At 68.0% G+C, this 16710-nt stretch carries 14 protein-coding genes; 9 read left to right on the forward strand and 5 right to left on the reverse strand.

From position 1 onward, the window contains the following. Positions 1-11 precede the first annotated feature (11 nt). From AC6LKG_RS03385 to rlmD, 5 genes are all read left to right on the forward strand, one after another. On the forward strand, positions 12-866 hold the full coding sequence (locus AC6LKG_RS03385) for a peptidoglycan DD-metalloendopeptidase family protein (RefSeq protein ID WP_498162721.1): 855 nt from the start codon (positions 12-14) through the stop codon (positions 864-866). Next, entirely contained in the window at positions 863-1642 is a 780-nt protein-coding gene (locus AC6LKG_RS03390; protein ID WP_498162723.1) for a 3'-5' exonuclease, read from the forward strand. The genes AC6LKG_RS03385 and AC6LKG_RS03390 overlap by 4 nt, the downstream gene beginning before the upstream one ends. Before the next feature lie 167 nt (positions 1643-1809). Continuing rightward, positions 1810-2418 carry a hypothetical protein gene (locus tag AC6LKG_RS03395; RefSeq protein WP_498162725.1) on the forward strand — a complete coding sequence of 203 codons (609 nt, stop codon included), beginning with the start codon at positions 1810-1812 and terminating at the stop codon, positions 2416-2418. Between the two features lie 351 nt (positions 2419-2769). Then, positions 2770-3522 carry a TorF family putative porin gene (locus AC6LKG_RS03400; protein ID WP_498162727.1) on the forward strand — a complete coding sequence of 251 codons (753 nt, stop codon included), beginning with the start codon at positions 2770-2772 and terminating at the stop codon, positions 3520-3522. Between the two features lie 165 nt (positions 3523-3687). Further along, a complete protein-coding gene (rlmD, locus tag AC6LKG_RS03405; protein ID WP_498162728.1) occupies positions 3688-5193 on the forward strand; it encodes a 23S rRNA (uracil(1939)-C(5))-methyltransferase RlmD in 1506 nt (501 codons plus the stop codon). Between the two features lie 68 nt (positions 5194-5261). Here rlmD and cueR read toward each other — a convergent pair whose 3' ends face one another. Next, positions 5262-5654 (reverse strand): Cu(I)-responsive transcriptional regulator, encoded by a 393-nt coding sequence (cueR, locus tag AC6LKG_RS03410; RefSeq protein WP_068980972.1) that lies wholly within the window; start codon positions 5652-5654, stop codon positions 5262-5264. A 25-nt stretch (positions 5655-5679) separates the two neighbouring features. Next, positions 5680-7956, reverse strand: a complete 2277-nt coding sequence (locus tag AC6LKG_RS03415; RefSeq protein WP_498162729.1) for a heavy metal translocating P-type ATPase — start codon at positions 7954-7956, stop codon at positions 5680-5682. Between the two features lie 162 nt (positions 7957-8118). Here AC6LKG_RS03415 and AC6LKG_RS03420 point away from each other — a divergent pair, with 162 nt between their 5' ends. The 3 genes from AC6LKG_RS03420 (at position 8119) to AC6LKG_RS03430 (ending at position 10859) form a co-directional block, all read left to right on the forward strand. After that, positions 8119-8319, forward strand: a complete 201-nt coding sequence (locus AC6LKG_RS03420) for a heavy-metal-associated domain-containing protein (RefSeq protein WP_498162731.1) — start codon at positions 8119-8121, stop codon at positions 8317-8319. A 170-nt stretch (positions 8320-8489) separates the two neighbouring features. Then, on the forward strand, positions 8490-9218 hold the full coding sequence (locus AC6LKG_RS03425; RefSeq protein WP_049073470.1) for a glutathione peroxidase: 729 nt from the start codon (positions 8490-8492) through the stop codon (positions 9216-9218). 204 nt (positions 9219-9422) lie between these two features. Beyond that, entirely contained in the window at positions 9423-10859 is a 1437-nt protein-coding gene (locus tag AC6LKG_RS03430) for a dihydrolipoyl dehydrogenase (protein ID WP_498162732.1), read from the forward strand. A gap of 64 nt (positions 10860-10923) precedes the next feature. Here the strand turns inward: AC6LKG_RS03430 and AC6LKG_RS03435 are convergent, their stop codons facing one another. From AC6LKG_RS03435 to AC6LKG_RS03445, 3 genes are all read right to left on the reverse strand, one after another. Continuing rightward, the gene (locus tag AC6LKG_RS03435) at positions 10924-11814 is read right to left on the reverse strand and encodes a 23S rRNA (adenine(2030)-N(6))-methyltransferase RlmJ (RefSeq protein WP_336727698.1); all 891 of its coding nucleotides are present in this window, start codon (positions 11812-11814) and stop codon (positions 10924-10926) included. Between the two features lie 11 nt (positions 11815-11825). Then, positions 11826-12575 carry a glycerophosphodiester phosphodiesterase gene (gene ugpQ / locus AC6LKG_RS03440; RefSeq protein WP_498162734.1) on the reverse strand — a complete coding sequence of 250 codons (750 nt, stop codon included), beginning with the start codon at positions 12573-12575 and terminating at the stop codon, positions 11826-11828. A gap of 541 nt (positions 12576-13116) precedes the next feature. After that, positions 13117-14412: a M20/M25/M40 family metallo-hydrolase gene (locus AC6LKG_RS03445; RefSeq protein ID WP_498162735.1), complete on the reverse strand. Its 1296-nt coding sequence runs from the start codon at positions 14410-14412 to the stop codon at positions 13117-13119. A 322-nt stretch (positions 14413-14734) separates the two neighbouring features. On the opposite strand from AC6LKG_RS03445, the gene AC6LKG_RS03450 reads away from it, so the two are divergent. Further along, positions 14735-16702 carry a SurA N-terminal domain-containing protein gene (locus AC6LKG_RS03450; RefSeq protein ID WP_498162736.1) on the forward strand — a complete coding sequence of 656 codons (1968 nt, stop codon included), beginning with the start codon at positions 14735-14737 and terminating at the stop codon, positions 16700-16702. Positions 16703-16710 lie beyond the last annotated feature (8 nt).

Below are 16710 nucleotides of genomic sequence, written 5' to 3' on the forward strand. Positions count from 1 at the left end.
AGGAGAAACGTATGCTCAACGGGCAGTTGCAACTGACCGATATGAACCTTGGCGTGTCCATGACGCGCCTGCGCCGCCCGGTATTCGTGGCTGGCGTCCTCAGCCTGGCCATCCTGGCCGGCTGCGCATCCAAGGGCACGCGGGCGCCGGTCGTCGACCTGACCGGCGGCCAGCCGACCGCCGTCCAGTCCGGCGGCAGCTATGTCGTCAAGCCGGGCGACACGCTCTACAAGATTGCCCGCGCCAACAACGTCGATGTCGAGAACATCAAGCGCTGGAACAATCTCAGCGATCCCAACCAGATTTCGGTGGGGCAGGTGCTGAAGATGTCGGCCGCGTCCGGCGCCCCCGCGCAGCCCGCGCCGATCGCCAGTTCCAAGCCGCAGCCGCGTCCGCTGGACGACCAGCCGGGTGACACCTCGGCCACCGCCACGGCCTCGCTGCCACCGCCCGCGCCCACGCCGGCCGAAACCAAGCCCGCCACGCGCGCGGCCGATGCCGGCGTGATCAACTGGGCCTGGCCGGCCAACGGCCAGATCATGCAAGGCTTCAACAACAACAGCAAGGGCATCGACATCGTCGGCGCCCTGGGCGACCCGGTCAACGCCGCCGCCGACGGCAAGGTCATGTACAGCGGCAATGGCGTGCGCGGCCTGGGCAACCTGATCATCGTCAATCACCAGAACGGCTTCATCACGGCCTACGCGCACAACCGCACGCTGCTCGTGAAGACCGGCCAGGACGTCAAGCGCGGCGCCAAGATCGCCGAAATCGGGCAGAGCGACACCACCTCGCCGCGCCTGCATTTCGAGATCCGCCGCCAGGGTACCCCCGTGGATCCGATGCAGTACCTGCCAGCCAAATGACGCCCACCCTGGTATTCGACCTCGAGACCATTCCCGACGCGGACGGCCTGCGCAAGCTCAACGGCTGGAGCGCCGACGTCCCCGACGCCGAGGTGGTCGAGCGCGCGCTGGCCGCGCGCCGCGAGGCCGTGGGCCACGACTTCCTGCCGCTGCACCTGCACAAGGTTGCGGTGGTGGGCTGCGTGTTCCGCGATGACCAGGGGTTTCGCGTCAAGACGCTGGGCCAGGCCGACGATCCCGAAGCCGCCTTGCTGGCCGGCTTCTTCAAGACCATCGAGCGCTACACGCCCAAGCTGGTGAGCTGGAACGGCTCGGGTTTCGACCTGCCTGTGCTGCACTACCGCAGCCTGATCCAGGGCGTGCCCGCGCCGCGCTACTGGGACATGGGCGAGGAAGACCGCGATTTCAAGTTCAACAACTACATCTCGCGCTATCACTCCCGCCACACCGACCTGATGGACCTGCTGGCCAAATACAATGGCCGCGCCAACGCGCCGCTGGACGAACTGGCCAAGCTGTGCGGCTTTCCGGGCAAGCTCGGCATGGACGGCAGCAAGGTCTGGGAGGCCTGGAGCCAGGGGCGCGCCGACGAGGTCCGCGCCTATTGCGAGACCGACGTGGTCAACACCTGGCTGGTGTACTGCCGCTTTCGCTTCCTGCGTGGCGAAATCGACCGCACCGCCTACGAGGCCGAGATCGCGCTGGTGCGCGACACGCTGACGGCCAGCGAAGCGCCGCACTGGAAAGAGTACATGGCGGCCTGGGACGCCAACTGAGCGCCGCGCGTATCGGCGCGGCATGCTCGAGTGACGGGGCCCGCGGGCCCCGTTTTCACGCCGGCAGGGGGCGCAATCGACTGAAACATAGCTTGCGGGGACGAAACCTGGATGAAACCAGGCGAATCGCACAATGGCCTCGCTTTCTTCACTTTCAGGAGACCTACATGTCCCGATTCGCTATCCGCACCAACCTGGCAGCCCTGGCCATGGTCGCCGCCGCCGGCGGCCTGCTGGCTGGTCCCGTCATGGCGGCCGCGCCCGCCGACGGTGGTCCCGCCGCCATGCACGAAGGCCCCCGGGGTGGCGGCTTCCACAAGGGCATGCGTGACGGCCTCTGGATTCCGGGCCTGGGCCCCGTGTCCAAGGCGCAACTCGATCAACTCAAGCTGGACCAGAAACAGCAGGCCCTGGTCAAGACCGCCCAGGATGGCCAGCGCGGCCTGCACGAAGCCATGCGCGCCGCCGGCGGCCAGCGCCACGACCTGCTCAAGGCGCAGTTGGACAGCGGCAAGCTGGACCCGCGCGCGCTGCTGGAGCAATCCGACAAATCGCGTGACCAATTTGGCGCGCAGGCCAAGCAGGTGCGCGACCAATGGCTGGCCGTATGGGATAGCCTGAACGACGCCCAGCGTACCCAGGTGACCCAGATGCTGAAGGACCGCCAGGCCAAGATGCAGGAACGCCATGCCAAGATGGAGGGCCGTCATGGCAGGGGACCTGGCAATGGCCCGGGCGCAGTGCCGCCGCCCCCCGCGCCACCCGCCGCCAACTGATCCGCCAGGCAGACGGTCCGCGCCGTCCTCCCGACCGCCGTCTGACGGCGGCCGGGAAAACCCCGTCCCGCGAGTCCGCGCGACGGGGCTTTCTTTTGCGCGGCGGAGACCGCCCGGGCGCGCGGGGCCCCATTTTGATGCGCGGCCGCCTGCAAGCGCGGCGCGGCGCACCGCGGTGGTGCGGGAACGGCGTGGCGCCGGGGCATCGCCCGCGCGCTGACACGGGGATGAAACCTGGCACGGACATTGCTTCAGCGAAGAGGAGCCGGTTACCTGCCGTTGCAAGACCGGCCTGACGGATGCGCCCTTGGCCTTCCTCCTCCTCGTTAAATCCGATCAGGACACCGCACCATGAAGAAGACGTTGCTAGCCTTGCCCGCCGTGCTCGCCGCTTGTTTCGTTGCAACGGCACAGGCTGAACCCACCGACCTGGGCGGCGGTTTTTCGCTCAGCGGCAATGCCACGATCGTCAGCGACTACCGCTTCCGCGGCTACTCGCAGACCGATTTCCGTCCCGCCGCGCAACTGGGCTTCGACCTGACCCACAGCTCCGGCTTCTACCTGGGCAACTGGAACTCCAATGTGTCCAATTTCGTCTTCACCGACGGCAATCTGGAAATGGACTTCTATGGCGGCTGGAAAGGCGACGTGGGCGGTGGTTTTTCGCTCGACGCCGGGGTGCTGCATTACTACTACCCGGGTTCCAGCTCGCCCAAGGGCGGCAACTACAACAACACCGACCTGTACCTGGGCGCGACCTACGGCAACTACACCCTCAAGTACTCGTACACGCCCAGCGACTTCTTCAGCACGCCCGACAGCAAGGGCACCTGGTACCTGGACGGCACCGCCAATTTCGACCTGGGCGATGGCTGGGGGCTGGTCGGCCATGTCGGCTACCAGAAGCTCAAGAACCAGGTCAACATGGAAGGCGATTCCATCAGCCACTACGTCGACTACAAGCTCGGCGTCACCAAGGATCTGAAGGGCTGGGTGCTGGGCCTGGCGGCGGTCGGCGCCACCAAGGACAACTGGCTGCCGACCAAGTACGGCCATCCCTCTGGGCGCCTGGGGGCGGTGTTCTCGGTATCGCGTTCGTTCTGATTTCCATCCGTGGCGGCGCCTTGACCGGCGCCGGCTTTTGGGGGGCTTGATGGAGACTGCCCGGCGGGCCGTCTCCGGCAAGTCCCCCCTTTTTTCAGGCGCGGGCGGGGCGCCGCCGAATCCTCTTACAATGCCGGGTTGCGTGAATTTTCTGGACTGCGTGAGATGTCTGACGTTTTGAGTATCGAATCCCTGGACCTGGAAGCCCGGGGCATTGCCCGCCGCGAGGGCAAGGTCGTGTTCGTGGAAGGCGCCTTGCCGGGCGAGCGGGTCACCACCACGACCGTGCGCCGCAAACCGTCGTATGAAATCGCGCGGGTGGACCAGGTACTGCGGCCGTCGTCGCAACGCGTCGCGCCGCGCTGCCCGCATTTCGGCGTCTGTGGCGGCTGTGCCATGCAGCATCTCGAACCCACCACGCAGGTGGCGATCAAGCAGCGCGCGCTGGAAGACACCTTCTGGCACGTCGGCAAGCTGCGTCCGGCGCGCATTCTGGCGCCGCTGCACGGCCCGACCTGGGGCTACCGTTACCGCGCCCGCCTGTCGGTGCGCGTGGTGCCCAAGAAGGGCGGGGTGCTGGTCGGCTTTCATGAACGCAAGAGCAGCTACGTGGCCGACATGCGCGAATGCCATGTGCTGCCGCGTCACGTCAGCGACCTGCTGATGCCGCTGCGCGCCATGATCGCATCGATGTCGGCGCCCGACCGCCTGCCGCAGGTGGAAGTGGCGCTGGGCGAGGGGGTCACGGCGCTGGTGCTGCGCCACCTGCTGCCGCTGACCGACCACGACATCGCCGTGCTGCGCGCCTTCGCGGACAAGCACGACGTGCAATGGTGGCTGCAGCCCAAGGGCCCGGACACCGTGCATCCGCTGGTGCCCGAACACCGCGACGCGCTCACCTACACCATGCCCGAATTCGGCCTGCGCATGCCGTACCGGCCGACCGATTTCACCCAGGTCAACCACGCCATCAATCGCGCGATGGTATCGCGCGCCCTCACGCTGCTGGAAGTGCAGCCGACCGACCGCGTCGCCGACCTGTTCTGCGGCCTGGGCAACTTCACGCTGCCGCTGGCCACCCAGGGCCGCGAGGCCGTGGGCGTGGAGGGCAGCAAGGCGCTGACCGACCGCGCCCATGAGGCCGCCGCGCGCCATGGGCTGGGCGAACGCACCAGTTTCGCCACCCTCAACCTGTTCGAGGTCGACGTCGAATGGCTGCGCGGCCTGGGCTTCTTCGACCGCATGCTGATCGACCCGCCGCGCGAAGGCGCGCAGGCCGTGGCACAGGCGCTGTCGCAACTGAAGGTCGAGGAGCGGCCGCGCCGCATCGTCTACGTGTCCTGTAATCCCGCCACGCTGGCGCGCGACGCGGCCATCATGGTGCACGAGGGCGGCTACCTGCTCAAGAGCGCCGGCGTCATCAACATGTTCCCCCACACCGGGCACGTGGAGTCGATCGCGGTGTTCGAATCGCTGGATGCCGAGGGCGTGCGCGAAGTGCAGGAGCGCGCCCGCCAGCGCGCCTTGCAGCAGGCCGCCGATGCGGCCGCCGCGGAAACGGAAAAGGCCGCCGCGGCCGCCGAGAAGGCCGCGTCCAAGCAGGCGGCCACCGAGGCCTACCACGCCCGCGTCGCGGCCGAAGGCGAGGCGCCGGCGCAAAGCCAGGCGTGACGCCGCCCGGCCGGGACGGACCGGGCCGCATGCAATAAGGGCAAGCCGGATGGGCTTGCCCTTATTGCTTACTGGGAGCGCCCCAGGTTCTCCAGGATGGGGCAGTCGGGCCGGTCATCGCCATGGCAGTTGTGCGCCAGGTGCTTGAGCGTGGCCGCCATGTCGCGCAGGGCGCGGGCCTTGCGTTCCAGTTCGGCCACGTGTTCCAGCGCGATGCGCTTGACGTCGGCGCTGGCGCGGCTGCGGTCGCGCCACAGCGCCAGCAGCTCGTTCATCTGCTCCACCGAGAAACCCAGGTCGCGCGCGCGCCGCACGAAGCGCAGCGTGTGCAGGTCGTGCTCGCTGTAGACGCGGTAGCCCGAGTCCTTGCGCAGCGCCGGGCCGATCAGGCCGATGCTCTCGTAGTAGCGGATCATCTTGGCCGAGATGCCCGATTCCTGCGCGGCTTGTCCGATGTTCATGCGAGGTCTCCAGGAAAGGCGGCGCTCAGCGCGCGGCGCGCGGCGGGCGGAAGGTCTTCAGGCGCAGCGCGTTGCCCAGCACGAAGACGCTGGACAACGCCATGGCGCCGGCCGCGAAGATCGGCGACAGCGACAGGCCGTACGCGGGGTACAGTGCGCCCGCCGCCAGCGGAATCAGCGCGGCGTTGTAGGCGAAGGCCCAGAACAGGTTCTGGCGGATGTTGGCCAGCGTGGCGCGGCTGAGCGCGATGGCGTTGGGCACGCCCTGCAGATCGTCGGCCATCAGCACCACCGAGGCGGCCTCGATGGCGACGTCGGTGCCGGTGCCGATGGCAATGCCGGTGTCGGCCGCGGCAAGCGCCGGCGCGTCGTTGATGCCGTCGCCGACGAAGGCCAGCTTGCGGCCGCTGGCGCGCAGCGCGCCGATGGCCTCGACCTTGCCGTCGGGCAGGACTTCGGCGCGCACTTCGTCGATGCCCAGTTGCCGTGCCACGGCCCGCGCCGTATGTCGGTTGTCGCCGGTGATCATTGCGGTCTTCAGGCCCTGTGCGTGCAGCGCCGCGATCGCTTCCATGGCCGACGGCTTGATCGGGTCGGTCACGGCGATCATGGCGGCGGCCTGGCCGTCGATGGCGACATAGATTGGCGTCTTGCCCTCGTTGCCCCATTGTTCGGCGCGCTGGCCGAAGACGCTGATGTCGACGCCGCGCTCGGCCATCAGGCGGTCGGCGCCGGCCAGCAAGCGCTTGCCGGCCACGCTGGCCTCGACCCCGGCGCCGGTGATGGCGGCAAAGCCTTCGACCGGCAGCAGCGCGATCTCGCGATCGTTGGCCGCTGCCACGATGGCCAACGCGATCGGGTGCTCGGAGCGCGCTTGCACCGAGGCGACCTGTTGCAGCACGTCTTCGTCGCGGTAGCCGGCGGCCGCCTCCAGGTCGGTCAGCGTCGGCCTGCCCAACGTCAGCGTGCCGGTCTTGTCGAAGGCCACCACCTGTACCTCGCGCAGCGTCTGCAATGCGTCGCCCTGGCGGAACAGCACGCCCATGTCGGCGGCACGGCCGGTGCCGACCATGATCGAGGTCGGCGTGGCCAGGCCCATGGCGCACGGGCAGGCGATGATCAGCACCGCCACCGCGTTGACCAGCGCATGCGACAGCGCCGGTGTCGGGCCGAGGAAGAACCACGCCAGGAAGGTCAGCAGCGCCATGCCCATGACGGCGGGCACGAACCACGCGGTGACCTGGTCCACCAGCGCCTGGATCGGCAGGCGCGCGCCCTGGGCGGCCTCGACCATGCGGATGATGCGGGCCAGCATGGTGTCGGCGCCGGTGTGGGTGACGCGCAGCGTGAAGCTGCCCGAGGTGTTGAGCGTGCCGCCCGTGGCCTGCATGCCAGGGTGCTTTTCGACCGGCACCGGTTCGCCGGTCAGCATCGACTCGTCGACGTAAGAGTTGCCTTCGATGATCTCGCCATCCAGGGGAATCTTCTCGCCGGGACGCACCATCACGATGTCGCCCTTGCGCACCTGTTCGATGGCGATGTCCTGCGGCTGGCCGCCGCGCAGCACGCGCGCGGTGCGCGGCTGCAAGCCGATCAGGCGCTTGATGGCCGCGCCGGTCTTGCCCTTGGCGCGCGCTTCCAGCGTGCGGCCCAGCAGGATCAGCGTGACGATCACCGCCGCCGCTTCGTAATAGACGTTGCGGGCCGCTTCGGGCAGCCAGCCGGGCGCAAAGGTCGCCACGACGGAATAGCTCCACGCGGCGCCGGCGCCCAGCGCGACCAGCGAGTTCATTTCCGGCGCGCGGCGCCACAGGGCGACCAGCCCCTTGCTGAAGAATTGGCGGCCGGGCCACGCCAGCACCGCGGTGGTCAGTACGAATTGCAGCAGCCAGCTATTCTGCTGGCCAAGCGTCGCCATGACCCAATGATGCATGGCGGGGATCAGGTGCGAGCCCATTTCCAGCGCGAACACCGGCAGCGTCAGCGCCAGGGCGGCGATGAAGGCGTGCTGCAGTCGCCGCGCCTCGGCGTCGCGCGCTTCGGACTGGCGTTCGGCGTGGTCGTCCTGGGCGGCGATCGGACGCGCCTCGTAACCCATCTTGACGACGGCCTCGACCAGCGCGTCGGGTTGGGCGGCGGCCGGGTCGTAGGCCACCAGGGCGCGCTCGGTGGCGAGGTTGACCTGGGCCTGGGCCACCCCTGGCACCCGGGTCAGGGCCTTTTCCACGCGCTTCACGCAGGACGCGCAGGTCATGCCTTCGATGGCAAGTTCAAGCTCGGCGGAAGGGTTGGCAACACTCATGGCAGTCTCGGTTGAGGGATGAAGACCTCAGTTTCATCCTTCCCATTGTGGGAAGGTCAAGGATTATTCTACGCTTGACCTTCCCACGATAGGAAGGTCTAAGCTGATATCCAGTTCGCACCGAAGGCGGTGCGCCCACCCCTGATTCACACGGAGCACACCATGAGCATCGAATTCCAAGTTCCCGACATGACCTGCGGCCACTGCGTCAAGACCATTGCCGGCGCGGTGACCGCGGCGGCGCCGGGCGCCAGCGTGGCGGTGGACCTGCCTGCGCATCGCGTCACCGTCACGGGTACCGACCAGGCCGACAAGGTCGAGGCCGCGATCCGCGACGCCGGCTACGAGCCGCAACGCGTATGACGAAGGGCCGCCGCCGGGCGTACGATAGAAAAAGTCTGGCGGTGGCTTTTCTAGTATTGATTAAAACTATCAATGAATTAATTTAATTAAATTTGAATAATTGATAGCTGCCGTTTATGATTCTTTCCATGGTGGTTGAACAAGACCCCGCTACCCCAAGGAGAGATTGCATGCTGCAAAACCGTGAAGGCCAACGTGTTCCCAACGTAACGTTCCCCGTCCGCGAGGGCAACACCTGGAAAAAGGTCACGACCGACGACCTGTTCAAGAACAAGACGGTCGTGGTCTTTTCGCTTCCCGGCGCTTTCACGCCGACCTGCTCGTCGACCCACCTGCCGCGCTACAACGAACTGGCTCCGGCCTTCGCCGCCGCCGGCGTCGACAGCATCGTCTGCGTGTCGGTCAACGACACCTTCGTCATGAACGAATGGGCCAAGGACCAGGAGTCGTCCAACATCACGCTGCTGCCCGACGGCAACGGTGAATTCACCGAAGGCATGGGCATGCTGGTCGACAAGAGCGACCTGGGCTTCGGCAAGCGCAGCTGGCGCTATTCCATGCTCGTCAAGGACGGCGTGGTGCAGAAGATGTTCATCGAGCCCGAGAAGGAAGGCGACCCGTTTGAAGTGTCGGACGCCGACACCATGCTGGCCCACGTCGCCCCGACGGCCAAGAAGCCCGACCAGGTGGTGGTGTTCTCCAAGCCCGGCTGCCCGTTCTGCGTGGAAGCCAAGGCGCTGCTCGAAGACAAGGGCTATGCCCCGATCGAGATCCCGCTGGAGAACAAAGTGCGCGGCCGCGTGATTGGCGCCGTGTCGGGCAAGGGCACCGCTCCGCAGGTGTTCATCAACGGTTCGCTGATCGGCGGCCTGGACGACCTGAAGGCGCACTTCGCCTGATGCTGGCTGGGAGGGGGACACGGTCCCTTTCCCTCGCCGCGGCCGCTGCCGCAAGGAGCGGCCCGGCGCGCCGGTTTCCCTTTTTCCGCATCTTCGCGCGGCCCCGACGGGCGCCGCGGGACGGGCTTCGTCCGGAGGGTGCGCAACAAGGCGGAATCCGCCTTTGACAATGTTTGCTCCACGCTACACCGGGGGACCCCACTCATGAAGACTCTGCACACCGATATCGCCGTCATCGGCGCTGGCACCGCCGGCCTGGCCGCTTACCGCGCCGCCAAGGCCGCGGGCAAGCGCGCGCTGCTGATCGAAGGCGGTCCCTATGGCACCACCTGCGCCCGCGTCGGTTGCATGCCGTCCAAGCTGCTGATCGCCGCCGCCGAAGCGGCCCACCAGGCGGCGCATACGGAGCCGTTCGGCGTACACGTCGAAGGCGAGGTCACGGTCAACGGCGAAGAGGTGATGGACCGCGTCAAGCGCGAGCGCGACCGTTTCGTCGGCTTCGTGCTCGACGGCGTGGAGAACATCCCGGCGGAAGACAAGATCCGCGGCTATGCCCGCTTTGAATCGGACACGCTGCTGCGGGTTGATGACCACACGGAGATCCACGCCTCCCGCGTGGTGATCGCGACCGGCTCGCGGCCGTCGGTGCCGCCGCCGTTCCGGGGGCTGGGCGACCGCCTGGTGCTCAACGACGATGTGTTCGCCTGGGATGACCTGCCGCGCCGTGTGGCGGTGTTCGGCCCCGGCGTGATCGGGCTGGAACTGGGCCAGGCGCTGGCGCGGCTGGGCGTCGAGGTGCGCGTGTTCGGCGTCAGCGGCAGCCTGGGCGGCATCAGCGATCCGCAGGTGCGCCACAGCGCCCGCAAGATCTTCCAGCAGGAGTTCTACCTGGACCCGGATGCGCGCGTGCTGGAAACCCAGCGAGTGGGCGACGAGGTCGAGGTGCGCTACGTGGCGCTGGACAACAGCGAGCGCACCGAGCGCTTCGACTACGCGCTCGTGGCCACCGGCCGCCGCCCCAACGTGGACGGCCTGGGCCTGGAGAACACCTCTCTGCAACTGAACGCGCAGGGCGTACCATTGTTCGACCGCGACACCATGCAGGCGGGCGATTCGGCGATCTTCATCGCCGGCGACGCCAACGCCGACGCGCCCTTGCTGCACGAGGCGGCCGACGAAGGCCGCATCGCCGGCGAGAACGCGGCGCGCTACCCTGAGGTGCGCCAGGGCCTGCGCCGCGCGCCGCTGGCGGTGGTGTTCTCGGATCCGCAGATCGCGCTGGCCGGGCAGGGCCACGCCCGCCTGACGCCGGGCACCTTCGTGACGGGCGAGGTCGATTTCGGCGACCAGGGCCGTTCGCGGGTGATGCTGAAGAACCGCGGCCTGCTGCACGTGTATGCCGATATCGCCACCGGCCGCTTCCTGGGCGCGGAAATGGTCGGCCCCAGCGCCGAGCACATCGGCCACCTGCTGGCCTGGGCCGTGCAGCAGGAGCTGACCGTGGCGCGCATGCTGGAAATGCCGTTCTACCATCCGGTCATCGAGGAAGGCCTGCGCACCGCGCTGCGCGACGCGGCCGCCAAGCTGGCGCGGGCGCAGGAGGCGCTGCGCCAGGTGGAGGCGGAAGACGCCGCGGCCTGAACGCCGTCGCCATGCAAAAGGGCTGCCCCACACGGGGCAGCCCTTTTATCTTCGCGGCCGGGAATCAGTCGTCCGACTGCTTCTTGGGGGCGGGGAACGGATTTTCGCGGAACTGCAGCGTGAAGCCGGCGCGCTCGTCCTGGCCCAGTTCACGCGCCAGGTAGGGCATGGCCTGCTTGAGAGCGTCGTGCAGCGTCCAGGGCGGGTTGATCAGGAACATGCCGCTGCCGTGCAGGCCGTAGCCGTCGATGGTGGCCTTCTTGACCGTGAGGGTGGCGTGCAGCCAGCTCTTGACCTTGAGGTTCTCGAAGTGGCGCGCCATTTCGCTGGCCTCGCGCCGCTGCACCAGCGGGTACCAGACGGCGATGGTGCCGGTGGCGAAGCGCTTGACGCATTCCTTGACGGTGATCAGCGTGCGGCGGTAGTCGTTCTTGTCCTCGTAGGACGGGTCGATCAGCACCATGCCGCGGCGCGTCGGCGGCGGCAGCAGGGCCTTGACGCCCTCGAAGCCGTCGTCGCCGTAGATGGTGGTCTGGCGCTGCGCGGTGCGGTCCATGTGTTCGAGGTTGCCGACCAGGGTGTCGATTTCGGTCGGGTGCATTTCGAACAGGCGCAGGCGGTCGGACGGGCGCAGCGCGTCCAGCGTCAGCCAGGGCGAGCCGGGGTAGCGCTTGAGGCGGCCGTTGGTGTTGAAGGCGCGGATGCGGGCGACGTAGTCGGCCAGCAGGGGCGGCAGGTCGTCGCGTTCCCACAGGCGGCCGATGCCGTCGGCGAATTCCGAGGTCTTGGCGGCCCAGTCGCTGTCCAGGCTGTAGAGGCCGGCGCCGGCGTGGGTGTCGATGACCCAGTAGGGCGCGTCCTTGCGGTTGAAGTAGTCCAGGGTGTGGACCAGGATGGCGTGCTTGAGCACGTCGGCGTGGTTGCCGGCGTGGAAGGCGTGGCGATAGCTGAACACGGGCGGGGGCCTCAGGCGGCCGGCCGGATGGCGGCCAGTTCGTCGGTGAAAATGCCGTCGATGCCCCAGTCCAGCAGCAGGCGGGCGCGCTCTGGGTCGTTGACGGTCCAGGCGGCAATGCGGTAGCCGGCGGCGTGCACGGCGTCGATCAGTTCGCGCGTGGCGTCTTTCTGGTTGATGTTCAGGGCGACGCAGTCGTATTTGACCAGGCGGTCGAGCCAGTCGGCGGGCACCTTGTCGACCAGCAGGGCGCGCGGCAGTTCGGGCGCGGCGTCCTTGGCGGCCTGCAGGGCTTCCTCGGCGAAGGAGGACAGCAGCGGGGCCACGGCGGCGCCTTTCCAGAGTTCACGGGCGGCCAGGGCGACGGCGGCGCCGGTCTCGGCCTCGCGGCCGGGGCAGGGCTTGATCTCGACGTTGCTGGCGATGCCGTTGGCGACGGTGTAGCGGGCCACGGCGGCGAAGGTGGGCAGGGGTTCGCCAGCGTAGGCGGCGGAGTGCCAGCTGCCGAAGTCCAGTTGCGCCAGTTCGCTGAAGGTCTTGGCGGCGGCGGGGCCGTGGCCGTTGGAGGTGCGGTCGACGTCGTCGTCATGCATCAGGACGAGGACGTTGTCGCGGCTGAGCTTGACGTCGTATTCGAACATGGTGAAGCCGTGTTCGGCGCCGACGCGCATGGCGGCGAGGGTGTTCTCCGGGGCCAGGCGGCCGCCGCCGCGGTGGGCGATGTGGCGGGAATAGGGCCAGGTGGGGAGGGGTGCGGACATTTCTGTTGATGCTTTTGGGGTTCTTTGGGACAGGGTGGAAGGATACTCTGTTCTGGGGGTTCCTTTCCTGTCGTGCGGGGGGCTTGCTTCGCGCCTGTGTCGCGGGTTCGGTTCTTTTGGCGCGGCTGCGGGGCCGTGGCGCGGGGCCCGGGCTACGAGGCTTGTCCGGCGCCTGCGCGCCGGACAGCGCATCCTCATCCTCGTCGCCTGCGGCTCCTTCGGATTCCGTCGCGCGCGCCTCTACACGCCCCGGCCCCGCGCCACGGCCCCGCAGCCGCTCGCGGTGGGGAAAGTTCGGGGCGTCGCTGGGGCGGGCGGTGTGCTTGGGCTTTGTGGGAAGGGTTGGGGGGCTGAAAGATTTGCTGGCGCCCGTCCGGCCAGGCCGCCCTGCGCGGCCTGGCCGGACATACTTGGGGGTGCTTGCGGTGGGCGCATCCTCCTGGGGGATGTGGGGAGTTGCTGGCGGAGGGACTGCTTGCTGGGGCCGTCTGTCCGGCGCCCGCGGGTTGGGAGGGCGGGGGCCGCCGCAGGCGCCTGGCGTTTATTTCATCGGGGCCTTGTCCTGGGAGACGTCCATGATCATGCGGGTGGCCAGGTAGAGGCGGGGGACGATGGAGGGGATCTGGATGTATTCGGCGTCGTTGGAGTGGGCGCCGAAGCCGCTCAGGCCCATGCCTTCGATGACGGGGCCGCGGGCCTTGAGGGCGGCGAAGGCGGCGTCGGTGCCGCCGCCGCTGGGGCGGTCGATGACTTTCATGGGCAGGCCCAGTTCTTGGTAGATCGCAACGCCGTGGTTGGCGAGGGCGCGCGAGGCGGGGGTGGCTTCCAGCGGCGGGCGGCGCACTTCGAATTTGAGGCTGACCTTGGCCTCGGGCAGCAGTTTGTTCTGGATGCGTTCCTGCAGAGTGCGTTCGAGGGCGTCGAAGTCTGACACCTTGAGGGCGCGGGCGTCGGCCTGGGCGGTGGCCTGGCCGGGGATGACGTTGCGGTTGGTGCCGGCCTGGGCCACGGTCCAGTTCAGTTTCAGGCCGGCCTCGGGCTTGGACAGGTCCTTGAGTTGCAGGATCTGGTGCGATAGTTCCGTGAGGGCGTTGACGCCGCCCTCGGGGCGGGCGCCGGCGTGCGAGGTCTTGCCCTGCACGGTCAGGTAGGCGGCGCCGATGCCGCTGGTGGCCAGGGTCAGGCGGGCCTGGGCGCCGCCGCCTTCGAAGGAGAACACGGCGTCCTGGTCGGCGCCCAGGCGGGTGAGGGTGGCGCGCGCGCCGGGGGAACTGATTTCCTCGTCGCCGTTGATCAGCACGGTCAGGGTGCCGTAATCCTTGAAGTCCAGCTTCTGCAGCAGGGCCAGGGTATGCAGGATGGTGGCCACGCCATGCTTGTCGTCGGCGATGCCCAGGCCATAGGCGCGCTCGCCATCGATGCGGAAGGGCTGGTCCTTGAGCATGCCATTGCGGTAGACGGTGTCCATGTGCGCGATCAGCATGATCTTCTTCTGGCCGCTGCCCTTGAATTCGGCGTGCACCATGGGGCCGACGCGCTCGGGCGTGTCGTCCAGCCGGAAGATGTCGGTGGCCTGGAGGATCTCGACCTTGCCTCCCAGGGCCCCGAGGCGCTCTCCGATGAGCGCGGCGATGCGTTCCACGCCTTCCACGTCTTTGCTGCCCGATTCGATGTTGACCAGATCGCGCATGGTGTCGAGCATGGCCTGTTTCTGGGCCTGGGCGGCTTGCTGCACGGCGGCGACCGGAGCGGCCTGGGTGGCGGCGTGGGCGCCGCCCAGGAAGGCAAGGGCCAGCGTGGCACGCAGAACGAGCGGACGCGAGAGCGGAAACGGCATCGAAAGTCACCTTTGCAAGGAAGGGAAGGGAGCCGGCGCCGCGGCGCCGCTGCGGCTTTCACGATACAAGCGGGGACGGAAGGCGAAAACAAGGGTTTCCCGGATTGACCGGGGCGCGCTTGTATGGGGCGGCCGGCCCCGGCCCCTTGGGGCGTGGCCGCCCTTGTAAGCAGACGCTGCGGGACGAATGAGAAATGCTAAAATCCGCCCGCTGACCCGGTTTGACCGGTATGGGAATAGGGCGAATGAGATTCGCCTTTTTTTATGCGTTTTCGTGCGCCCCGGGCGGAATGCTCCGTCCGAGTGCGGCAACAGGGATTCCATGTTCGAATTTATTCGCAGCCACCGGCGCTGGATGCAGCTGATCCTGCTGCTTCTGATTGTGCCGTCCTTCTTCCTCGTCGGGATCCAGGGCTATGAGAGCTTCATGCGCAAGGAGCCGGAACTGGCGACGGTCGCCGGCCAGCCGATTTCCCGTGCGGAGTTCGACCAGGCGCACCGCAACCAGTTGGAGCAATACCGCCAGCGCCTGGGCGCGCAGTTCGACCCGGCCGTGATCGATACGCCGCAATTGCGCGAAGCGCTGCTGAACCAACTGATCAACCAGCGCCTGCTGGCCAACGTGGCGGTGGACAACCGTTTCTCGGTGTCCGACGCCACGCTGCGCAACACCATCGCCGCCATCCCGGAAGTGCAGGACAACGGCCGCTTCTCGCCCGAGCGCTATCGCCAGGTGCTGGCGGCCCAGGGCATGTCGCCGACCTCGTTCGAGGCCGGCCTGCGCCGTGACCTGGCCGTGGCCCGTGTGCTCGAGCCGGTTGGCCAGTCGGCCCGCGCTCCGGCTGAAGTGGTGGCCTGGCTGGAAACCGCTCTGACGCAGCAGCGCACGGTGCAACTGCGCCGTTTCGCGGCCGCCGATTTCCGTTCGCAAGTGACCGTCACGCCGGCCGACATCCAGGCCTGGTACGATGCCAACAAGCAGCAATTGCAGATTCCCGAGCAGGTCCAGGTGCAGTACCTGGTGCTGAACGAGGCCGCCGCCACCGAAGGGGTGCAGGTCAAGGACGAAGACCTGGCCGCCTACTACCAGCAGAACAAGAACCGCTTCGGCCAGCCCGAGCGCCGCCGCGCCAGCCACATCCTGATCGAGGTGCCCGCAGGCGCCTCGGAAGACGTGCGCAAGGCCGCGCGCGCCAAGGCGGAAGACCTGGCCAAACAGGCCGCCGCCAATCCGGCGCAGTTCGCCGAGCTGGCGCGCAAGAACTCGCAGGACGCCGGTTCGGCCGCCAATGGCGGCGACCTCGGCTGGCTGGCGCCGGGCATGCTGTCCGGCCCGCTGGAAAAGGCCATCTTCAGCCAATCCAAGGACCAGGTGTCGGGCGTGATCGAAAGCCCGTCGGGTTTCCACGTGATCAAGGTCACCGAGATCCAGCCGGCCGCGATCAAGCCGCTGGCCGAGGTCAAGCAACAGATCACCGCCGAAGTCCGCAAGCAACTGGCCGCGGTCCGTTTCTCGGAGATGGCCAGCCAGTTGAACAAGCAGGTCTACGACCAGCGTGACAGCCTGCAGCCGGCCGCAGATGCGGTGGGCCTGAAGCTGCGCACCGCGGCGGGCGTGACGCGCGAAGGCCTGTTGCCGGCCGACGAAGTCGGTCCGGGTGCCGCCTCCAGCAGCCCCGATGCCGCACTGCTGGACAATCCCCGCGTGCGCCAGGTGCTGTTTTCGCCCGACGTGCTGCGCGAAAAGCAGAATTCCGGCGTGATCGAGCTGTCGCCCGACACCATGCTGGCGGTGCGCGTGGCCGCGGTCGAGCCGGCCCACGTGCCGGCGCTGGACAAGGTCAGCGATTCGATCCGCGCCAAGTTGTTGGACGAACGTTCGGCCGAGGCCGCCAAGAAGGCCGGCGAAGCCGCGCTGGCGGCCGATCAGGCCAATCCGGCCGCGGTGCCGGAAGGTTTCGGCGATGCGCTGGTGGTGTCGCGCCAGGATCCCAAGAATCTGCCGCGCCAGGTGCTGGACGCCGTGATGCGCCTGCCGGCCGGCAAGCTGCCGGCCTACGCCGGGGTGCAATCGGGCGCCGATTACACGCTGGTGCGCCTGGAGAAGGTCGAGGCCGGCAAGGTCGAGGCCGCCGACAAGGAACGCCTGGCGCAACAACTGGCCGGCGCCTGGGGGCAGGCCGAGAACGACGCGCTGGTGCGCATGCTGCGCGAGGAATACAAGGTTCAGGTGCTGCCTGGGGCCGCCGAGGTCATCCGCGGCGACGCCGCCCAGCAGGCGGCAGGCTGACCTGCCAT

The sequence above is a fragment of the Achromobacter sp. 46006 genome (assembly GCF_059761975.1).

Coding starts and splice junctions, on each gene's coding strand:
- AC6LKG_RS03385 (WP_498162721.1), top strand. CDS start 12: ATGCTCAACGGGCAGTTGCAACTGACCGATATGAACCTTGGCGTGTCC.
- AC6LKG_RS03390 (WP_498162723.1), top strand. CDS start 863: ATGACGCCCACCCTGGTATTCGACCTCGAGACCATTCCCGACGCGGAC.
- AC6LKG_RS03395 (WP_498162725.1), top strand. CDS start 1,810: ATGTCCCGATTCGCTATCCGCACCAACCTGGCAGCCCTGGCCATGGTC.
- AC6LKG_RS03400 (WP_498162727.1), top strand. CDS start 2,770: ATGAAGAAGACGTTGCTAGCCTTGCCCGCCGTGCTCGCCGCTTGTTTC.
- rlmD (WP_498162728.1), top strand. CDS start 3,688: ATGTCTGACGTTTTGAGTATCGAATCCCTGGACCTGGAAGCCCGGGGC.
- cueR (WP_068980972.1), bottom strand. CDS start 5,654: ATGAACATCGGACAAGCCGCGCAGGAATCGGGCATCTCGGCCAAGATG.
- AC6LKG_RS03415 (WP_498162729.1), bottom strand. CDS start 7,956: ATGAGTGTTGCCAACCCTTCCGCCGAGCTTGAACTTGCCATCGAAGGC.
- AC6LKG_RS03420 (WP_498162731.1), top strand. CDS start 8,119: ATGAGCATCGAATTCCAAGTTCCCGACATGACCTGCGGCCACTGCGTC.
- AC6LKG_RS03425 (WP_049073470.1), top strand. CDS start 8,490: ATGCTGCAAAACCGTGAAGGCCAACGTGTTCCCAACGTAACGTTCCCC.
- AC6LKG_RS03430 (WP_498162732.1), top strand. CDS start 9,423: ATGAAGACTCTGCACACCGATATCGCCGTCATCGGCGCTGGCACCGCC.
- ugpQ (WP_498162734.1), bottom strand. CDS start 12,575: ATGTCCGCACCCCTCCCCACCTGGCCCTATTCCCGCCACATCGCCCAC.
- AC6LKG_RS03445 (WP_498162735.1), bottom strand. CDS start 14,412: ATGCCGTTTCCGCTCTCGCGTCCGCTCGTTCTGCGTGCCACGCTGGCC.
- AC6LKG_RS03450 (WP_498162736.1), top strand. CDS start 14,735: ATGTTCGAATTTATTCGCAGCCACCGGCGCTGGATGCAGCTGATCCTG.